Annotated in this window: 24 protein-coding genes; all 24 read left to right on the top strand. The window is 40.8% G+C overall.

Annotated features, from left to right (window positions below):
* The first annotated feature begins 533 nt into the window (after nt 1-533).
* The 24 genes from NE665_RS20435 (at nt 534) to NE665_RS20550 (ending at nt 20,148) form a co-directional block, all read left to right on the top strand.
* Entirely contained in the window at nt 534-1,007 is a 474-nt protein-coding gene (locus NE665_RS20435) for a hypothetical protein (protein ID WP_227160438.1), read from the top strand.
* A 130-nt stretch (nt 1,008-1,137) separates the two neighbouring features.
* The gene (locus NE665_RS20440; RefSeq protein WP_227160439.1) at nt 1,138-1,332 is read left to right on the top strand and encodes a hypothetical protein; all 195 of its coding nucleotides are present in this window, start codon (nt 1,138-1,140) and stop codon (nt 1,330-1,332) included.
* A gap of 116 nt (nt 1,333-1,448) precedes the next feature.
* Entirely contained in the window at nt 1,449-4,493 is a 3,045-nt protein-coding gene (locus NE665_RS20445; protein WP_227160440.1) for an SrtB-anchored collagen-binding adhesin, read from the top strand.
* Nucleotides 4,494-4,731: 238 nt separating this feature from the next.
* On the top strand, nt 4,732-5,058 hold the full coding sequence (locus NE665_RS20450) for a YdcP family protein (protein WP_005339720.1): 327 nt from the start codon (nt 4,732-4,734) through the stop codon (nt 5,056-5,058).
* A 15-nt stretch (nt 5,059-5,073) separates the two neighbouring features.
* On the top strand, nt 5,074-5,457 hold the full coding sequence (locus NE665_RS20455; RefSeq protein ID WP_009290092.1) for a YdcP family protein: 384 nt from the start codon (nt 5,074-5,076) through the stop codon (nt 5,455-5,457).
* A gap of 86 nt (nt 5,458-5,543) precedes the next feature.
* A complete protein-coding gene (locus tag NE665_RS20460; RefSeq protein ID WP_004843350.1) occupies nt 5,544-6,029 on the top strand; it encodes a DUF6560 family protein in 486 nt (161 codons plus the stop codon).
* A gap of 91 nt (nt 6,030-6,120) precedes the next feature.
* On the top strand, nt 6,121-7,503 hold the full coding sequence (locus NE665_RS20465; protein ID WP_009290090.1) for an FtsK/SpoIIIE domain-containing protein: 1,383 nt from the start codon (nt 6,121-6,123) through the stop codon (nt 7,501-7,503).
* 3 nt (nt 7,504-7,506) lie between these two features.
* Complete coding sequence (locus tag NE665_RS20470) at nt 7,507-7,923, top strand: hypothetical protein (RefSeq protein WP_009290089.1); 417 nt, start codon at nt 7,507-7,509, stop codon at nt 7,921-7,923.
* A gap of 244 nt (nt 7,924-8,167) precedes the next feature.
* The gene (mobT, locus tag NE665_RS20475; protein WP_009290088.1) at nt 8,168-9,364 is read left to right on the top strand and encodes a MobT family relaxase; all 1,197 of its coding nucleotides are present in this window, start codon (nt 8,168-8,170) and stop codon (nt 9,362-9,364) included.
* A gap of 12 nt (nt 9,365-9,376) precedes the next feature.
* Nucleotides 9,377-9,511: a DUF3789 domain-containing protein gene (locus tag NE665_RS20480; RefSeq protein ID WP_003423040.1), complete on the top strand. Its 135-nt coding sequence runs from the start codon at nt 9,377-9,379 to the stop codon at nt 9,509-9,511.
* Nucleotides 9,512-9,733 (top strand): hypothetical protein, encoded by a 222-nt coding sequence (locus NE665_RS20485; RefSeq protein ID WP_002323342.1) that lies wholly within the window; start codon nt 9,512-9,514, stop codon nt 9,731-9,733.
* A gap of 83 nt (nt 9,734-9,816) precedes the next feature.
* Nucleotides 9,817-10,392, top strand: a complete 576-nt coding sequence (locus NE665_RS20490; protein WP_009269100.1) for a YdeI/OmpD-associated family protein — start codon at nt 9,817-9,819, stop codon at nt 10,390-10,392.
* A gap of 122 nt (nt 10,393-10,514) precedes the next feature.
* On the top strand, nt 10,515-10,811 hold the full coding sequence (locus NE665_RS20495) for a hypothetical protein (RefSeq protein WP_009290087.1): 297 nt from the start codon (nt 10,515-10,517) through the stop codon (nt 10,809-10,811).
* The gene (locus NE665_RS20500; RefSeq protein ID WP_044911833.1) at nt 10,730-11,233 is read left to right on the top strand and encodes an antirestriction protein ArdA; all 504 of its coding nucleotides are present in this window, start codon (nt 10,730-10,732) and stop codon (nt 11,231-11,233) included. The genes NE665_RS20495 and NE665_RS20500 overlap by 82 nt, the downstream gene beginning before the upstream one ends.
* Before the next feature lie 17 nt (nt 11,234-11,250).
* A complete protein-coding gene (locus NE665_RS20505) occupies nt 11,251-11,754 on the top strand; it encodes an antirestriction protein ArdA (protein ID WP_002323345.1) in 504 nt (167 codons plus the stop codon).
* A 108-nt stretch (nt 11,755-11,862) separates the two neighbouring features.
* Nucleotides 11,863-12,261 carry a conjugal transfer protein gene (locus NE665_RS20510; RefSeq protein ID WP_227160442.1) on the top strand — a complete coding sequence of 133 codons (399 nt, stop codon included), beginning with the start codon at nt 11,863-11,865 and terminating at the stop codon, nt 12,259-12,261.
* Nucleotides 12,239-14,689, top strand: coding sequence for an ATP-binding protein (locus NE665_RS20515; RefSeq protein ID WP_227160443.1), 2,451 nt, complete (start codon nt 12,239-12,241; stop codon nt 14,687-14,689). The genes NE665_RS20510 and NE665_RS20515 overlap by 23 nt, the downstream gene beginning before the upstream one ends.
* Complete coding sequence (locus NE665_RS20520; protein WP_227160444.1) at nt 14,689-16,884, top strand: YtxH domain-containing protein; 2,196 nt, start codon at nt 14,689-14,691, stop codon at nt 16,882-16,884. The genes NE665_RS20515 and NE665_RS20520 overlap by 1 nt, the downstream gene beginning before the upstream one ends.
* Nucleotides 16,881-17,888: a C40 family peptidase gene (locus NE665_RS20525; protein ID WP_227160445.1), complete on the top strand. Its 1,008-nt coding sequence runs from the start codon at nt 16,881-16,883 to the stop codon at nt 17,886-17,888. Before NE665_RS20520 ends, NE665_RS20525 begins: the two co-directional genes overlap by 4 nt.
* A gap of 16 nt (nt 17,889-17,904) precedes the next feature.
* Entirely contained in the window at nt 17,905-18,807 is a 903-nt protein-coding gene (locus NE665_RS20530; RefSeq protein WP_227160446.1) for a conjugal transfer protein, read from the top strand.
* Between the two features lie 111 nt (nt 18,808-18,918).
* On the top strand, nt 18,919-19,143 hold the full coding sequence (locus NE665_RS20535; RefSeq protein ID WP_227160447.1) for a helix-turn-helix transcriptional regulator: 225 nt from the start codon (nt 18,919-18,921) through the stop codon (nt 19,141-19,143).
* The gene (locus NE665_RS20540; RefSeq protein ID WP_227160448.1) at nt 19,140-19,457 is read left to right on the top strand and encodes a hypothetical protein; all 318 of its coding nucleotides are present in this window, start codon (nt 19,140-19,142) and stop codon (nt 19,455-19,457) included. The genes NE665_RS20535 and NE665_RS20540 overlap by 4 nt, the downstream gene beginning before the upstream one ends.
* 138 nt (nt 19,458-19,595) lie before the next feature.
* Nucleotides 19,596-19,904 carry a hypothetical protein gene (locus tag NE665_RS20545; protein ID WP_227160449.1) on the top strand — a complete coding sequence of 103 codons (309 nt, stop codon included), beginning with the start codon at nt 19,596-19,598 and terminating at the stop codon, nt 19,902-19,904.
* A gap of 19 nt (nt 19,905-19,923) precedes the next feature.
* Nucleotides 19,924-20,148 (top strand): hypothetical protein, encoded by a 225-nt coding sequence (locus NE665_RS20550; RefSeq protein WP_227160450.1) that lies wholly within the window; start codon nt 19,924-19,926, stop codon nt 20,146-20,148.
* The last annotated feature ends 189 nt before the right edge of the window (nt 20,149-20,337 follow it).

Consider the following 20,337-nt stretch of genomic DNA (forward strand, 5'->3'; position numbering starts at 1 on the left):
TCTTTTTTATCTAAATGATTATTGTTCATGGTATAGATGGTATAAACTAGGCAAAATGATGATTCACCATAAAGACGGGTGTTGACGATCCACATATCATAAGTACATACCATTTTTTTAAAATAAAAACACAATAAAAATCTGATTATCCGCTAAAACGCAGTATCTATCAGCATTTTCAAGGAAACAAACACATCAATTTACTACTTATTTACTACTAACGAATGAGCCTTGATACGCAAGTTTTCCTAGATATGCAAAGATATGGTATAGTACATCAGTATTGAAACAAGAAAAAATTGAATATTTCATAGACTATGGAACGCCTAACATGACGTTCCTTTTCTATTTTCAGCCGTTCTTATTGGACGACTATTTTATTACTTCAAAAGAAAGGAGCATTAGATTTAATATTAAAACAAATTTTCGTTGAATAATCAAAAAAGAATGACTACTTATTTTTCTAGTGATATAATTGCTATATAGAAAAATGAAAGAATATCAACAGATTAAAAGAGTATGGAGGCAAAAATATGTATAAATTTGAAAATGCTAATGCTACAATAGAGTATTATATGCCGTCGTCAAATATTTGCTCTATTTATGAACTCGATGAAAATTTTGAAAAAAATTGCGTTATGGTATTAGGACAACTAAAATATTTATTCGGACAGCCTAGATATATTACTAATAATTTAGAAAATCAGTTTAGTTATATCATAAAGGCAATCGACGAAAATGGAGATTGTTTACTTTTAGAGGTGTATTGTGGTTCAAGTGGACCAGCAATCGGTGGATTACACGATAGTATCTCTCATTTAGCGGCTCAAGAATTAGCTATGTATATACGTCAATCTCCAACTGAAGATTATGATTACGAAGGATATTATTTAGATACTATGTCAAAAGTACATTATAGTGTGCAAAAGGGTGTACCTTCTTGGGAAGAAACTGAAATATCAACAAAGGAATTTGAAGATTTTACTGAAGAAATTATTTCTCTCTAAAAAAAGTTTATTTCTATTATTTATTATCTACCTCAAAAAATATTCAATCTGATAGCAGAAATAGAATGACGTAAGATAATGTAACTGATATAATTAGGAGGAAATAAAAATTACAAGAGGAGAATAATTTATGAATATTGCAATGATTTTAATAGGTAGTTTTCTTTTCCTTTCGTTTCCGTTTATAGTTTCTTCTAAAAGTAAAAAGTTAAAGCAAGAAAATACGGAAGAAGCAAAGAAAAAATTTAATCTATTCCTCATTTGTACAATACCAGTACCAATAATCGCTATTGTACTTATTTTACTTGGATTCAAGACTTTATAATCAAAATTGAATATTTCATAGACTATGGAACGCCTAACATGACGTTCCTTTTCTATTTCCAGCCGTTCTTATTGGACGGCTATTTTATTACCCAAAATGAAAGGAGCATTAGATTTATGAAAAAGATGTTAAAACGATTGTGTACGGGCTTCTTAGCTCTTGCAACTGTCGTTACTGCTTTACCGACTACACCCGTCCATGCAGAAAGCAAGCAATACTGGACGGAAAGTGCGGAGCGTGTCGGTATCATTGAAAAAGTAATGAATGACGGTTCTATTGGTTCGACATTCAATGAGGGCTATATGAAAGTCGAGGGCGAAACTGCCTATTGTATTGACATCAATACAGATTTTAAGAATGGATACAAGACCAGAGCTGACGCAAGCTCACGTATGAGTGCCGACCAGATTTCAGATGTGGCGTTATCCTTAGAGTATGTCAAACAGTATGGCGAAGCTCACAAGGAACTAAACTACAAGCAAGTCTATCTGTTGGAACAATGTGTAGTCTGGCAGAGATTGAGCGTACATCTTGGCTGGCAATGTGATAACGTGCGAGCTTCTTATGATGAAATTCCAAAGGCAACACAGGACGAAGTTTTCTCTGGTGCGAAAGCCTTTGTCAAAGAAAATAAAGGACGCTATGAATGTGGCGGTTATATCTACTCTGGCGAGGGGCAGGAATTGGGACAATTCTGGGCGAAGCTGAATGTCGGAAATGCGAAACTGCAAAAGGTTTCCAGTAATACCAGCATTACAGACGGTAACGGGAATTACTCAATCGCTGGTGCAACTTACGGTGTCTTTGCTGATAAAGACTGCACAAAACAGCTTGCCACCCTTACGACTGATGAAAACGGAAATACAGATATTGTAGAGGTAAAGGCTGGCACAGTTTATATCAAGGAATTATCCGCACCAGCAGGATATAAAGTAGATAAAACTGTATATTCCTTAAAGGTTGAAGCTGGAAAAACAGCGACTTTGAACGTATCAGATACGCCGAAAGTAACGGACACTTTGATTGAGCTTTTCAAGATTGATATGGAAACACAGAAAGACAATCCGCAAGGGAACGCTTCTCTAGCAGGTGCAGAATTTACATGGAAGTATTATGCTGGCTTCTATAATAAAGACAATCTCCCTGCCGAAGCTACTCGTACATGGGTTACAAAGACAATCGCTGAAACAGACAGCAATGGGACAACCCACTACATCACAAAATTAGCGGACGCATACAAGGTATCTGGCGACAGCTTCTATATGCAGGACGGCAAGGCGGTTCTTCCACTTGGAACGCTAACCGTAGAAGAAACAAAAGCTCCAAACGGCTACTTGTTAAAGGGTGCATATATGCAGGCTGGCGATAAGTCCGAACAGATAAAAGGCTTATACCTTACACAGATTACCGAGGACGGCGACCTTGCCGTATTATCTGGAAGTAACCAGTTTTCCGTATCTGACAAGGTTATCCGTGGCGGTGTCAAAATTCAGAAACGAGATTTAGAAACGAGCGATACAAAGCCACAAGGAAGTGCCACTTTGAAAGATACAGCCTTTGACATCATCTCCTTAAATGATAATTCTGTTTTGGTTGAGGGCAAGTTATACAAGAAAAATGAAGTGGTAAAGACAATTCGTACAGATATTGAGGGTGTCGCTTCTACTTCTTCTGACCTCTTACCTTATGGAAAATTCCGTATCGTTGAGAGTGAAGCTCCCGACGGTTACTTAACTGACGGTGCAAAGCCGATTGATTTTGCAATCACAGAAAACGGAAAAATCGTGGACTTAACCGACGAAGCACATTCTATCTACAATCAGATTAAGCGTGGAGATATTGAGGGCGTAAAAATCGGAGCAGGCACACACAAGCGTCTTGCTGATGTTCCCTTTAGGATCACAAGCAAGACGACGGGCGAAAATCATGTAGTGGTAACTGATGATAACGGGCAATTCTCCACTTCTTCTGACTGGGCGTCACATAAGCACAATACCAACGCAGGCAAGACCAGCGAGGACGGTGTATGGTTTGGAACTTCTGAACCAGACGACAGCAAGGGTGCGTTGCCTTATGATACCTACATCATTGAAGAAATGCGTTGTGATAGTAACAAAGGCTTTGAACTTATCCCACCTTTTGAAATTGTGGTATCAAGAAATAACCTTGTGATTGATTTAGGAACGCTGACTGATGAATACGAAAAAGAAATTTCTATCCATACCACAGCGACCAGCAAAGACGGCGAAAAGACAATCCTTGCAGGAAAAGAGGTTACAATCGTTGATACTGTCAAATTGGACGGACTTACAAAAGGCACAAAGTATCAGCTCAAAGGCTGGCAGATGTTAAAAGAAGAAAATGCCGAGCTTATCATTGACGGAAAACGTGTAGAAAACGATTATACCTTTTTCGCTGATGAGGAAGAAATGAAAGTGGAAATTTCCTATACGTTCAATGCGTCTGCTTTAGGTGGCAAGAACCTTGTTACCTTTGAAGAATTGTATGATTTCAGCAATCCAGACGAACCCGTGAAAGTTGCGGAGCATAAAGACATTGAGGACGACGGGCAAACGGTACTTATTACAGAACGTATCATCAAAATTCATACGACTGCTACGGATAAGGACGGCAACAAAGAGCTTGAAGCTGGAAAAGAGGTAACAATCATTGATACCGTAACCTTAGAGGGCTTAGAAGTCGGTACACAGTACAAACTTGTGGGCTGGCAGATGTTGAAAGAAGAAAATGCAGAACTTCTTATCAATGGAAAGCGTGTGGAAAGTGATTATACCTTTACCGCTGACAGCGAAACTATGAAAGCGGAAGTTGCCTTTACCTTTGACGCTACTTCTCTTGACGGCAAACAGCTTGTAACTTTTGAAGAATTGTACGATTTGAGCAATCCAGACGAACCGAAGAAAGTTACCGAGCATAAAGACATTGAGGATAAGGGACAGACGATTACCTTTAAGGAAAAGCCAGAAGAACCAGAAAAACCCGAAACACCACCGACACCGGAAAAGCCTAGCAGACCTAGCGACAGTCCCAAAACGGGCGACAGTACAAATGTAATGGCATTTGTCGTGATGTTGCTTGCGTCTGCTGGTGGACTGGCTGGAACATATCTTTACAAACGCCGTAAAATGAAGAAATCATAAGGCGGTAACGGTATGATGAAAGAAAAATCACGTTCTCCGCCGAAGCTGTCAAACGGCAGACTTCCGCTTATTCTGGCTTGTCTGCCTACAACCTGCAAGAACACGGATAGTCAAGGGTGCGTAAGCATTGATTTTACCCTTTACTATCTGGGGGATTGCTGGTACTTCCAAAACCGCCAGAATAAGAAATCACAATCAAAAAACTTATCAAATATAGAAAGAAACGAGGTAAAACAATATGGAAATGAAATATGTCGTGCCAGATATGGCACAGTCTTTTGGAACTCTTGAATTTGCAGGCGAAAGCGAGCCAGTCTTTGAAAGAGATAAAAATAACCGCAGGGTCTTAGCCAGACGAAGCTATAACCTTTATTCTGACGTACAGAAAGGCGAAAATGTTGTGGTGGAAATTCCCGTGCAGGCTGGCGAAAAGAAGTTCAAGTATGAGCAGAAAGTAAAACTTGTCAATCCGAAGTTATACGGCAGAGGTTACGCAATCGGAGATATGGGACATACCGATTATGTGTTAGTTGCTGATGATATTGTAGCAGTTGAAGAAAAGTAAAGGAGTGAAGAATTTATGAGATTATCAAACGGGTTTGTTATTGACAGAGAGAAAACATTTGGAGAATTAAAATTTACAGCGGTGCGTGATGTGTTCTTACAGAATGAGGACGGGACACCGAGTACCCAGCTTAAAAAACGTATCTATGATTTGAAGTGCAGTCTGCATGGTGGAATTATCCCCGTGTCTGTACCGCCAGAAGTACCGTTAAGGGAATTTCCGTACAATGCAGTCGTGGAACTTGTCAATCCCGTAGCCGATACTGTATCAAGAAAGACCTATACGGGTGCAGATGTGGACTGGTATGTAAAGGCAGAGGATATTGTGTTGAAGAATAAAGGTAATCAGAACGCAGGCAATCCACAGAACCCTACACCACAGGGACAGCCGAAGAAATAGGATTGTTGGATAGATTTTCGTTGTAGCGGATATATAAAACTGTTATAATATGGGTATGAAAAATTTAATTATAAGGAGTGCTGTTTATGATAAGAGCTATTATATTTGCTGTATTCGTTGTCCCTATTATATCTCTCGTATTAGATAAGACACAAAAAGCAACTAAAAAAGAAAAATTCACAAATACTGTTTTTGTATCACACGCCTATCAAACAGTATGTCATATTTGTTCATTGATAATGGTAGGAATTGCAATAGCTTTAGGATTGTTCATGGGATTTGATAATACGGTGGGACACTCTGTTGTTTTTGCTATTTTTGTTCTATTGATTGAATTTTGTGCGTGGGCATTAAAAAGACATAAGGTAGTAATTGACGGAAATAATTTGCGTATTACTCCTGCTGTTGGAAGAACAAGAGAAATTTCATTTAATGATATTTCCCGTTGCACAGAAAAAGAGCAAATAGGATTGAAAATATTTGTAGGAAACAAAAAAATTTGTACAGTTTCTTGCGACTGTGTTGGATATAAAGAATTTCTTGAAATGTTAAAAGAGAAAAATTTACTCTAATACGTTTCGCTCAAATAAACAGTTATATTATTTTAGCAGTTAGTCTTAGGATTGACTGCTTTTTTCATACCCAGAAAGGAGTGAACGATTTATGCGTAAGATTTGGAACAAAGGACACCGTATCAGAGCCAGCGACAAGCACCTTGTTTACCACTTTTCCATAGGGACGCTTCTGTTTGTATTTGTGGCGGTTCTTTTGCTACTGAATATCAAACAGCTCATGCGTACCGATTGGGAGCATTTCAGCTTGTTAGAAAACGGCTTGATACTCTCCCCTTACAACTTCATAACCATACTGATAGCGACTGGTGTTTGTGCATTGGTCGCTTTTCTGTATTACCGCTTCTGTTACGACAGTTTCAAGAAGCTCCTGCACCGTCAAAAGCTGGCAAGAATGATACTGGAAAATAAGTGGTATGAAGCCGATACCGTACAAGACAGCGGTTTTTTTACTGACCTGCAAAGCAGATCAAGGGAAAAAATTGTCTGGTTTCCAAAGATTTATTATCAAATGGAAAAGGGATTGCTTCATATCCGCTGTGAAATCACATTAGGAAAATATCAAGACCAGCTTTTACGGTTAGAGGATAAATTAGAAAGTGGCTTATATTGTGAGCTGACCGACAAGACCTTACATGACGGTTATATCGAATATACCCTGCTTTATGATATGATAGCGAACCGCATTACCATTGATGAAGTACGGGCAGAAAACGGCAGTCTGAAACTGATGAACAATCTTGTCTGGGAATATGACGCACTCCCTCACGCTCTGATTGCTGGTGGAACTGGTGGCGGTAAAACGTATTTTCTTCTGACGCTCATTGAAGCCTTACTGCATACCAACGCTGTCCTTTATATCTTAGACCCGAAGAACGCTGACCTTGCAGACTTAGGGACTGTTATGGGAAATGTGTATCACACCAAAGAAGAAATGATAGATTGCGTCAATGCCTTTTATGAGGGCATGGTACAGCGAAGTGAGGAAATGAAGCGACACCCAAACTATAAGACGGGCGAAAACTACGCCTATCTGGGACTGCCACCCTGCTTTCTTATCTTTGATGAATATGTAGCATTTTTTGAAATGCTTGGGACGAAAGAAAGCGTGGGCTTACTTAGCCAGTTAAAGAAAATCGTTATGTTGGGACGACAAGCAGGATATTTCCTTATCGTTGCCTGCCAGCGTCCAGACGCAAAGTATTTCTCGGACGGTATCAGAGATAATTTCAATTTCCGTGTGGGATTGGGGCGTATCAGCGAATTAGGTTATGGTATGCTGTTCGGTTCAGATGTGAAAAAGCAGTTTTTCCAGAAGCGTATCAAGGGGCGTGGCTATTGTGATGTGGGAACAAGCGTTATCAGTGAGTTTTACACGCCTTTAGTCCCGAAAGGACATGACTTTTTACAAACAATCGGCAGGCTTGCACAAGAAAGACAAGTCATGCCAGAACAACAAGGAAAGGAGAACTAACTCATGGAAATAAAAGAAATCAATAAAATAATACAATCAGATGATAAAGACGAGAAAGCTAAGAGCGTAAAATGTATCTGTATCAATTATGGAGATTTTCTAGCCGATTGCGAGGGATTTGTGCAGAAACGTTATCACGATTTTAAATGTAATCCAAAACATCAGTTTGAGAAAAAAGCTGATACTATTCTTGAAAATGCAATTCACGAAAAAAACTTCATGCCCGATTTGTTCTTGATACGCTTAAATAGAAAACAGTCGGCTTGCAACAGCCAGATTGATTTTGTTTTTGAATTGCTTGATAAGTCTTTTCTGGAAACAGACCCTATCCGTAAAAGTGAAATATCAGAAGAAACATTAAATTTATGTTTATCCGCTGATGTTTCATTCATCATGGTTTACATTGGTATGAACAGGTAGGATAAGTTCTGCCTGCACAACGGCAGGAACGGTCGGCGGAGCAAATACGACCGTGGAAGCCGTTTTGCAGAGCAGGGCTTGTCCCTGCTCTGCTGATGAACCCCTCGGTATCTAACAGAGGGGTACGTTTGCAAATAGACAATAGACAAAAAACATAGGAAACATAAGGCTTCTGGCATGATTTCCTAGTAAAATTCAGTTGTGAAGTCGCCTTAAAAAACTTCACACTTTACAGATTGGGGGTATGGTTCTGAATGAAGAACAATGGATAAAAGAATTACGGGAGAAACGGATTGCTTACGGTATCTCACAAAGCAGGCTGGCGGTGGCTTCTGGTATTACAAGAGAATATCTCAACAAGATAGAAAGCGGAAAAATGAAGCCGTCAAAGGAACTTCTGGAAACTCTGCATAAGGAACTGGCAAGGTTCAATCCAGAAGCACCGCTTACCATGCTGTTTGATTATGTGAAAATTCGTTTTCCCACGCTGGATATACAGCACATCATCAAAGATATATTAAAACTGAATATCCATTATATGCTCCATGAAGATTACGGACATTACAGTTATACGGAGCATTATTCTTTAGGGGACATCTTTATCTATACGTCGGCTGACGAAGAAAAAGGTGTCCTTTTAGAGTTAAAGGGGCGTGGTTGCAGGCAGTTTGAAAGTTACCTGCTGGCACAGCAAAGAAGCTGGTATGACTTTCTTATGGACGCACTTATAGACGGTGGCGTGATGAAGCGTATCGACCTTGCTATCAACGACCATACGGGCATTTTGGATATTCCAGAGCTTGCGGAAAAATGCAGGAAACGGGAATATATCGGAAAGTCCAGAAGTTATAAGTTTTACCAGTCGGGCGAGCTTATCAAGCATAGAGAGGACGACAGAGAATATATGGGACGCACCCTTTATCTTGGTTCGCTGAAATCAGATGTGTATTTTTGTATCTATGAAAAGGACTATGAGCAGTACGTCAAGTTAGGGACACCGCTTGAAGAAGCCGACATTATCAACCGTTTTGAGATACGGCTTAGAAATGAACGTGCCTATTATGCAGTACGAGATTTGCTGACCTATTATGACGCAGAGCAGACCGCCTTTTCTATCATCAACCAGTATGTACGGTTTGTTGATGAAGAACCCGACAAGCGAAAAAATGAATGGAAACTCAATGACCGCTGGGCTTGGTTTATTGGCGATAACAGACAGAGCTTGAAGCTGACGACAAAGCCAGAGCCTTACACCTTAGACCGCACATTGCGTTGGGTACAAAGGCAGGTAGCACCAACCTTGAAAATGCTGAAAAAGATTGATAAAGGAAACGGTACAGACTACATGGAAACAATCGAACAGCAGGCAAAGCTCACAGAAAAGCATGAAATGATAATCAAACAGCAGACGACCCCTGCAAAAGATTTAGTAGAAAGTTAGGAGTGATAAAAAATGTGGGTATTATTAAAAGACTTCCTGCTGGTATCTATGGGAATGGGTATCGGCATAGTCTTGATGTGTATTTTGAATGTCGGCAAAGAAGCTGACTATAAAATGAAACAATTAGAAGAAAGCGAGGACAATTAAATGAATTTCGGACAAAATTTATATCAATGGTTTTTATCAAACGCACAGAGCTTAGTGCTTATGGCGATTGTGGTTATCGGTATCTACTTAGGGTTCAAGCGTGAGTTTTCCAAACTTATCGGCTTTTTGGTAGTTGCCTTGATTGCTGTCGGCTTGGTATTCAACGCTGGCGGTGTGAAAGATGTACTGTTAGAGCTGTTCAATAAGATTATCGGAGCATAAAATTTTATTGTGGTGCTGATATGAGAATGGTATAATATGGATATGAAGAAACGGACAAATAAGAAGTTGTGGAGATAAAGCGAATGGAATTTAGAAATTTATTGAATGTACAAAATCGTGATGAGTTACGGCAATGGCTTTTGGAAAATTATAATAAAGAACCTGAATGTTGGGTAGTTGTAAAGCGTGGGCGTCCTGTTGATGATGAAACATTTTGGTATATAGACGCAGTTGAAGAAGCAATGTGCTTTGGTTGGATTGACAGCACAACAAAGAAAATGGATAACGGAGTTACAGCACAAAGATTAGCTCCTCGAAGAAAGGGAAGTTTATGGTCTGAATTGAACAAAGAACGCTGTCGCAGAATGGAACGATTAGGACGAATGACAGACGCCGGTCGTGCTGTATTGCCGGATATGAGTGAGAAGGGATTTGTGATTGATAAAGATATTTTGAATGCACTTCAAGCGGACGCAGAGGTTTGGGCGAATTTTCAAAGTTTTCCGCCACTTTATCAGCGTGTGAGAATTGATACAATTCAAATTAAGAAAAAGCAGCCGGAATTGTTCCAGAGTCGCTTACAGAAGCTTTTAGATAACACAAAAGCGGGAGTTATGTATGGCGAATGGAATGATAATGGGCGACTGCTTACAGAATGACAGCTCTCAGTTTGTGTAACAGGAAAATTACAGTTTGACAATTTCATATCCATACACACAAAGCAGTTAGTCTTAGGATTGACTGCTTTTTTCTTACCAAAATTTCAGATTGGAGTGATGACATGAACGATATTTTTAAGGATATGCAGGCAAAAGTCGGCTGTGAATACATTTCCGACCTGCCCTCTTACAAGCGTAAGGTATGGCAGGAAATGAAACGACTGAACCCTGCCGACTATGAAGAAAGACAGTTAGAAGATTTTTCAAAGTATGTGTTTGGTATGTCGTACCAGACCATAAAAGATGTGATGAAACAACAGAAAGGACGTGAGGAACAATGCAGGAAACAAGGGTGCTGGTGGAAACGAGAGGAACAACTGGCGAAGAAACAATATCATACTGGTTTGACCTGCCGATAGATGTTGCAGAGTTTGAAGAAAAGTTAGGTGTCGGTGCAGAAAGTGGGGATTACCGCATTATCGAAAAGGTGTTGCCTTTTGCTGATGAAGTCCACGAACATACAAGCGTGTATCAGCTCAACGAATTAGATTTTATGTACCGCCAGCTTTCAAGTGATATGCAGGAAGAATATGTATCACTACTTACGGTGTATGAAAATTTAGAAGCACTTTATATTTGCAGAAATGTGATTACGGTTTATCCCGACTGCAAAAGCATGATAGATGTTGCAAGGCAAAAGCTGATGAACGACCCGACGTTCAAACATCTGTCCGAGGACTGTCAAGAATATTACTTTGATTTTGAAGCCTACGCTTCTCACTTGCAGGAACACGGGAAATTTTTAGTAACAGAACACGGTATCTTTGAACTGCCAGAGTAGGAAATGAGGTGGTGCTTATGATTGATGATATGGCGGTTTATATTGCTAATCTTGGTAAATACAATGAGGGTTATTTAGTCGGTGCTTGGTTCACGTTCCCCATTGACGAAGAAGATGTGAAAGAAAAAATCGGCTTGAATGAACAGTATGAGGAATACGCAATCCATGATACCGACAACTTCCCGATTGCGATTGGCGAGTATGTTTCCATTGAAGAACTCAATGAGATGTATGAAATGATAGAGGAACTTCCCGACTATATCGTAGAGTGTCTGGACGAATTTATCAGCCACTACGGGACGCTGGAAGAAGTCGTGGAACACAAGGACGATATTTATTATTATCCCGACTGTGAAACCATGACAGACGTTGCCTACTACTACATAGACGAATTGCAGGCACTTGGGGATATTCCACCCAGCTTACAGAACTACATTGACTATGAAGCCTACGGGCGAGATTTGGATATGGGCGGTTGCTTTATTGAAACAAGCCGAGGTATGTGCGAGATACCATACTAACGCTGGAAGATCAGCAACAAGCATTGTTGCTACTGACAGCGTATTTCTCTTTTAAGGGACAGTCTGAAAATGGCTGTCCTTTTCTATTTTGAAAGGAGCTGAAAGAACTTGAAAAAGATTAAATCTTATACAGGTATCTGGAACGTGGAAAAAGTCTTGTATGCAATCAATGACTTTAACTTACCCTTTCCCGTTACTTTTACACAGATTACATGGTTTGTGATTACGGAATTTATCATCATTCTGTTTGGGGATATTCCTCCACTTTCCATGATTGAGGGAGCATTTCTCAAATACTTCGGTATTCCTGTTGCTCTCACTTGGTTTATGTTGCAGAAAACCTTTGACGGAAAGAAGCCGTACAGCTTTTTGAAATCACAGATAACCTATGCCCTGCGACCTAAAATCACTTATGCAGGAAAAGCCGTAAAACTGCATAAGCAGACCTTGAATGAAACAATCACGGCAGTAAGGAGTGTGAACTATGTTCCCGATAAAATATATTGACAATAACCTTGTCTGGAACAAGGACAATGAGGTATTCGCCTACTATGAGCTGATACCGTATAACTATTCTTTCTTATCCGCAGAGCAGAAATTTATCGTGCATGACAGCTTTCGACAGCTAATCGCACAGTCCCGTGAGGGTAAAATTCATGCGTTGCAGATTGCCACAGAAAGCTCAATCCGCAGTATGCAGGAGCAGTCAAAGAAGCTGGTAACTGGAAAATTAAAGGAAGTTGCCTATCAGAAGATAGACGAACAGACCGAAGCGTTAGTATCTATGATTGGGGACAATCAAGTGGACTACCGCTTTTTTCTTGGCTTTAAGCTCATGGTTACGGAAGAACAGCTCAATCTGAAGAACATCAAAAAATCGGCGTGGCTGACGTTCACGGAATTTCTCCATGAAGTGAACCACACGCTGATGAATGACTTTGTTTCCATGCCGAATGATGAAATCAACCGTTACATGAAAATGGAAAAGTTACTGGAAAATAAAATCTCCCGTCGTTTTAAGGTGCGTCGCTTGGAAATCAACGATTTTGGGTATCTCATGGAACATCTTTACGGCAGGGACGGTATCGCCTATGAAGATTATGAATACCAGCTACCGAAGAAGAAATTACAGAAAGAAACGCTGATAAAATACTACGACCTTATCCGTCCGACAAGGTGTGTGATTGAGGAAAGTCAGCGGTATTTAAGATTGGAACATGAGGACAAGGAAAGTTATGTGTCCTATTTTACTGTCAATGCGATTGTCGGGGAGCTTGATTTTCCGTCAAGTGAAATCTTCTATTTCCAGCAACAGCAATTCACATTCCCCGTTGATACTTCTATGAATGTAGAAATCGTGGAGAACCGAAAAGCATTAACAACCGTCCGCAATAAGAAAAAGGAATTGAAAGACCTTGACAATCACGCTTATCAAGCAGGAAGTGAAACCAGCTCAAATGTGGTGGACGCATTAGACAGCGTGGACGAGCTGGAAACCGATTTAGACCAGAGCAAAGAAAGTATGTATAAGTTAAGCTACGTGATACGGGTGTCTGCACCCGATCTTGACGAGCTGAAACGCCGTTGTGATGAAGTCAAGGACTTTTACGATGACCTCAATGTAAAGCTGGTGCGTCCTGCTGGGGATATGCTGGGGCTTCATTCTGAATTTCTTCCTGCCAGCAAGCGATATATCAATGATTATGTGCAGTATGTAAAATCAGACTTCTTGGCAGGGCTTGGTTTTGGTGCGACACAGCAGTTAGGGGAAACTACGGGTATCTATATGGGCTATTCCGTTGATACGGGAAGAAATGTGTACCTGCAACCGTCCCTTGCCAGTCAAGGTGTGAAAGGTACAGTTACCAACGCCCTTGCTTCTGCTTTTGTCGGTTCGCTTGGCGGTGGAAAGTCGTTCTGCAACAATCTTCTTGTGTACTACTCTGTTCTCTTTGGCGGTCAAGCGGTTATCTTAGACCCAAAATCAGAGCGTGGCAACTGGAAAGAAACGCTCTCAGAGATAGCCCATGAAATCAATATCGTAAATCTTACCAGCGACAAAGACAATGCAGGACTTCTTGACCCATTCGTGATTATGAAGAATGTAAAAGACGCTGAAAGTCTGGCAATCGACATCTTGACATTTTTAACGGGTATTTCCTCTAGGGACGGCGAAAAATTCCCCGTGTTACGAAAAGCGGTTCGCTCCGTTACCCAGAGTGACAGTCGGGGCTTGCTCCATGTGATAGACGAGCTACGCCGTGAAGATACGCCCATATCAAGAAATATCGCAGACCATATCGACAGCTTCACGGACTACGACTTTGCACACCTGCTGTTTTCAGACGGTACGGTAGAAAATGCTATCAGTCTGGATAACCAGCTCAATATCATTCAAGTAGCTGACCTTGTACTGCCAGATAAGGACACGACCTTTGAGGAATACACGACCATTGAATTATTGTCGGTGTCTATGCTGATTGTGATTAGTACCTTTGCCCTTGATTTTATCCATTCGGACAGAAGTATTTTTAAGATTGTAGACCTTGACGAAGCGTGGGCGTTCTTAAACGTGGCACAAGGAGAAACCTTATCAAATAAGCTGGTGCGTGCTGGACGGGCTATGCAGGCAGGCGTTTATTTCGTTACGCAATCCTCTGGGGACGTGTCAAAAGAAAGTCTGAAAAACAATATCGGCTTGAAATTCGCATTTAGAAGTACGGACATCAACGAGATAAAACAGACCTTAGAATTTTTCGGTATCGACAAGGACGACGAAAACAACCAGAAACGGCTTCGTGATTTGGAGAACGGACAATGCTTATTGCAGGACTTATACGGGCGTGTCGGTGTGGTACAGATACACCCAGTCTTTGAAGAACTGCTACACGCCTTTGATACCAGACCGCCCGTACAAAGAAATGAGGTGGAGTGATGAAAGAAAGGATAAAAGGTGCGTTCACAAAAAAGAAGATTTTCCACGTTCTCAAAATGGCTCTGTTCGTGGTGGCACTCTCCCTTATCCTGCTTTCACTTCTGGGAACGGTGGCTCATGCGACGGGGCTTGTGGACGATACTATAAACGCAGAAAATCTTTATTCCAAATATCCCCTTTCCAACTACCAGCTTGATTTTTATGTGGATAATAGCTGGTCGTGGTTGCCGTGGAACTGGCTGGACGGGATTGGAAAATCGGTACAGTACGGGCTTTACTGCATTACCAATTTTGTCTGGACGATAAGCCTTTATTTAAGCAATGCAACGGGTTATGTGGTGCAGGAAGCCTATAAACTGGACTTCATCAACGATATGGCAGACAGTATCGGAAAGAGCATACAGACCCTTGCAGGTGTAACCGAGAACGGCTTTTCTTCCACGGGCTTTTATGTCGGTTTCCTGCTTCTCATTATCTTAGTGGTGGGAATGTATGTTGCTTATACGGGACTGATAAAACGGGAAACCAGCAAGTCACTTCACGCTGTTATCAATTTTCTTGTGGTGTTCGTGCTGTCAGCTTCTTTTATTGCCTATGCTCCCGACTACATCAAGAAGATAAATGAGTTTTCATCAGACATCAGTACCGCTTCACTTGACTTGGGAACAAAAATCATGCTCCCTAACTCTGACAGCGAGGGCAAGGACAGCGTAGACTTGATACGGGACAGCTTATTTTCTATTCAAGTGGAACAGCCGTGGCTACTTCTGCAATTCGGTAACAGCAACGCAGAAGAAATCGGGGCAGACCGTGTGGAAGCTCTTGTATCGGCAAGCCCAGAGGACGAGGACGGGAAAACCAGAGAGGAAGTCGTGAAAACAGAAATCGAGGACAATGACAACAACAATCTAACGATACCGCAAGTCGTGAACCGTTTAGGTATGGTGTTCTTCCTACTGTTCTTCAACTTAGGGATAACGATATTTGTATTTTTGCTTACGGGCATGATGTTATTTAGCCAGATACTTTTTATTATCTTTGCAATGTTTTTACCTATCAGCTTTCTACTTTCCATGATACCGAGTTATGAAAGCATGGCAAAGCAGGCAATCGTGAGGGTGTTTAATACCATAATGACACGGGCAGGAATAACGCTCATTGTAACGGTGGCGTTCAGCATTTCCAGTATGTTTTATAACATCTCCACGGACTATCCGTTTTTTATGGTAGCATTCTTGCAGATAGTATGTTTCGCTGGTATTTATATGAAGCTGGGCGATTTAATGAGTATGTTCTCTTTGAACGCTAACGACAGTCAAAGCATGGGACGCAGGATATTCCGCAGACCATATCTATACTTGGCACATAGGGCTAGGCGTATGGAAAGACGGCTTGCTGGTGCGGTTACTGCTGGCGGTGTCGCTGGTGCGGTGGCAGGTAGCACGATTTCAAACAGAAAACCGACAAGGAACACAGCTACAAAAGACAGTCGGGGTAATACATCTTCCAGCATGGGACAACGTGCAGGCTCAAAGGTGGGTGCTGTCTTAGATACAAAAAATAAAGTGAAAGACAAGGCAAATGCTGTCAAAGAAAATATCAAGGATATGCCGACACAGACCGCTTATGCGGTGTATTCCGCAAAGGAAAAGGCAAAGTCCAGCGTGTCCGACTTTAAGCGTGGCATGGTGCAGGAACAGCAGTCCAGACAGTCGGGACGCTTAGAAAAGCAGGAACAGCATAGACAGAATATCGCTGACAAGCGTATGGAGCTTCAAAAGGCACAAGAAGCAAGGCAGGCACAGCGAAAGACGGACGGATCAGCGACAATGGGAGCTACCCGTCCCCATGAGCGACCAGCCACAGCTTCAACCATTCCAAAGCCGAGCATGGAAAAAATGCAGGAAGTCAAACGTCCTGCCACAGCGACCACTTCAAAGATAAGTGAGCCAGTCAAGACAACTGTTATCAAAGAGCGTCCGTTATCTTCTGGTGCTTCTGATAAGAAAGCGACCCAGCCTACACAGCAAGTACATAGGCAGAATGTAGAAAAAGTGGTATCACAGGAAACACGACAGAATTACACGAAAGACCGCAGGACAAAGGTTCAACAGACGCAGAGTGTCCAGAAGAACCAGCAGACCACAGAGAAAACCCGTAACCTTGTAACGAAGAAAGGACAGAAGAAAAAATGAAACTGAAACATATCGCTATCATTGGCAGTCTGTTTCCTATCCTCTTTTCTCTGGTGCTTTTCTTTGGTGTCCTCATTAGTGCGGACAGCGACGACGAAAACAGCAACTTTTCTTCTGGCATTACGGGTATGAATTTATCCGCAGAGGTTTTGAAACATCAACCTATGGTAGAAAAATACGCCAGAGAAAACGGTATCTCCGAGTATGTCCATGTGCTACTGGCTATCATTCAAGTAGAAAGTGGCGGTACGGCAGAAGATGTTATGCAGAGTTCAGAAAGTCTTGGTTTACCGCCTAATTCCTTAGATACAGAAAGCTCAATCAAGCAGGGGTGTAAGTATTTTGCGTCCCTGCTTTCTTCCTGCAAAAATCAAGGTATCGACGATTTGAATGTAGCGATACAGTCCTATAACTATGGCGGTGGCTATGTAGGATATGTGGCAGGAAAAGGAAAGAAACATACCTACAATCTTGCAGAGAGCTTCGCCCGTGAGAAATCGGGTGGAAAGAAAGTAACCTACACCAACCCGATAGCCGTTGCGAAGAACGGGGGTTGGCGGTATCAGTATGGCAATCAATTTTACGTCGAATTAGTCAATCAGTATTTAACTGTTCCGCAGGTATCGGGAGAACTGGCACAAAAGGTAATGAATGAAGCATTGAAGTATCAAGGCTGGAAATATGTGTATGGCGGTTCTTCTCCTACGACTTCCTTTGACTGTTCGGGACTGACGCAATGGTGCTATGAAAAAGCTGGTATCTCCTTGCCGAGAACGGCACAAGCACAGTATGACGCTACCCAACATCTGCCACTCTCGCAGGCAAAGGCTGGGGACTTGGTGTTTTTCCATTCCACCTATAACGCTGGTACTTATGTAACGCACGTTGCAATTTATGTAGGAAATAACCAGATGTACCATGCAGGCGACCCGATAGGATATGCAGACCTAAGCAGTAGTTACTGGCAACAGCACTTAATCGGTGCAGGACGAGTAAAACAATAGAAAGGACTTGAAAAATATGTTTAAGAAGAATGAGAAACAGACAGAAAATGTCAAAGAAAAAAAGGTGCGTACTGTCAAGGTAGGCACACATAAGAAAACCGTGATTGCGTTGTGGGTGGTGCTTGTCGCAAGCGTGAGCTTTGGGGTGTATAAGAATTTTACGGCTATCGACCAGCACACCACCCATGAAAAAGAAATCATTGAGTTTCGCTTGCAGGACACCAACGGGATAGAAAATTTCGTGAAGAACTTTGCGAAGTCCTACTACACATGGAATAATAGCAAAGAAGCGATTGAAGCAAGGACGCAGGCAATCAACGGTTATCTGACAAAGGAATTGCAGGACTTGAATGTAGATACCATTAGAACCGATATACCGACCAGCTCCACAGTTACAAATGTGATTGTGTGGCATATCGAGCAATCGGGAACGGACACTTTTTCTGCTACCTACGAAGTAGATCAGCAGATAAAAGAGGGCGAACAGACAAGAAATGTCAAGGCAACCTATACCGTAAAAGTCCATGTAGACGCTGACGGGGATATGGTAATCGTTCAGAACCCTACCCTTGCACCAGCAATCGAAAAATCAGACTATGAGCCTAAGACACCAGAAGCAGACGCAAGCGTAGACGCTGATACCGTTAATGACGCTACCACATTTCTGGAAACATTCTTTAAGCTCTATCCAACAGCCACAGAAAAAGAACTTGCTTATTATGTAACTGGAAATGTGATTGAACCTATCGGCAGGGACTACCTTTATTCTGAATTGGTAAACCCTATCTTTACAAAGGACGGGGACAATGTGAAAGTCAAAGTAGCCGTGAAATTCCTTGATAATCAGACAAAGGCAACGCAAGTATCGCAGTATGAGCTTGTGCTACATAAAGATAGCAACTGGAAGATTGTAGGCTAAATTATGGTAAGATGTATATTTCGGTACTGATTTACACGTTTTTCAGAAATTCCGCACAAAAAGTAAGAAATATGTTATAATAAGCTGAATTTGAAATAAGGCGGTGACTAAATGGCGAAACAAAAATATTCTTTTGATAGCAAGATACACGTTTATAGGGCTACAAAGCGAATGAGCCAGCAAGAACTTGCTGACCTTGTAGGAGTGTCACGACAGACCATTATACAGCTCGAAAGAAATAGGTACAATCCGTCCATGTTGCTGGCATATAGCATTGCAAAAGTATTTGATGTAGCGATTGAAGATTTATTTGATTTTGAGGAGGCAGAAAAATGATTGAACTATTAAAATCGATTTTAAGTAATATGACAGTATTTAAGATAGGTATGTGGTATTGCCTACCTCTTACAATTGCTGTAATTGTTTTGTTCTTTGTGAAAAGTTCACGAGATGAAAGAGGACGAGCAATCGTTGGAAAAGCAAGTGTTATCTCAACAATTTTATTTATCATTTTAATCAATGTCTATGCACAGCTATCAATGTATATAATAGTTGATTTCATAACAATGGCTTGTGCTATTCAATGGATATACGACATTGTGTTGACAGTACAGGTTGTCGCAATCTTAATCTATAAGAAAATTGAATAGTAAAAAAATTTCATGCTTGTTACAATGTAAGCATGATTTTTTGATAACAAATAGTAAAAAATACTTTACATTCTGATTGAAAAAAATTATAATGAAAGAGGAAGATAACTTCCAACAATTTTGAAAGGAGTTGCGATTATGGCAGACAAACATTTAGCAAAAAATTATTTTTCAAGCGAAAGAAAAGACATGAAGTTTCTAAAAGGCTTTACTTTAGTTGCGTTACTTCCTTTTTGGGCTGGATATGCTTTTGCCCTTTATAATGGTAATAGTAACAATTTATCAAATTACTCTTTATTGATTTTAGCATTTTCATTGATGAATTTTAATGCTATATGCGGAGTAGAAAAAATAGAAAACAAAGTCTTGAATTTGGTTGCTAAGCTGGACGGTGTTCTGTTTTTCATTTGGGTATTTGTAACCATTATTCAATTACTTATAAAATAAAAGGGAACGGTGTTGTATTATGGCTATCTTAAAAAAGCGAGATATAAAAAAAGCATTGAAAGCTGGTGCAAAAGCTGGCGGTGTATCATTGGCTGATGTTTGGGCTGATATAGAAGCGACGATTGATGAAGCTATGAACAGCACCGACTCAGAAGTGCAGGCGAATTTCAGAAAGTATTTTGGAAATAAACGCCCTACACCAGAAGAATATATTTACAAGATTACCAAAAAGACAAAAGTGTAATACAAAACAAGTGCTGTAAGGGGGATTGTATTATGGAACATTTTAAGCGAAATTCTATACAATCATACACTACCTAACAGCATTTTATCAACAACTGAATATCTCACAGCTTTAATAGCTCGTACAGACTATATGTTTTGTGCGGGCTTTTTTTGTACCCGAAAAAATTTTTTCAATTTTTTTCAAATT

It is taken from the genome of Clostridium sp. DFI.1.208 (assembly GCF_024463855.1).
Lineage (GTDB): Bacteria > Bacillota_I > Bacilli_A > Erysipelotrichales > Erysipelotrichaceae > Clostridium_AQ.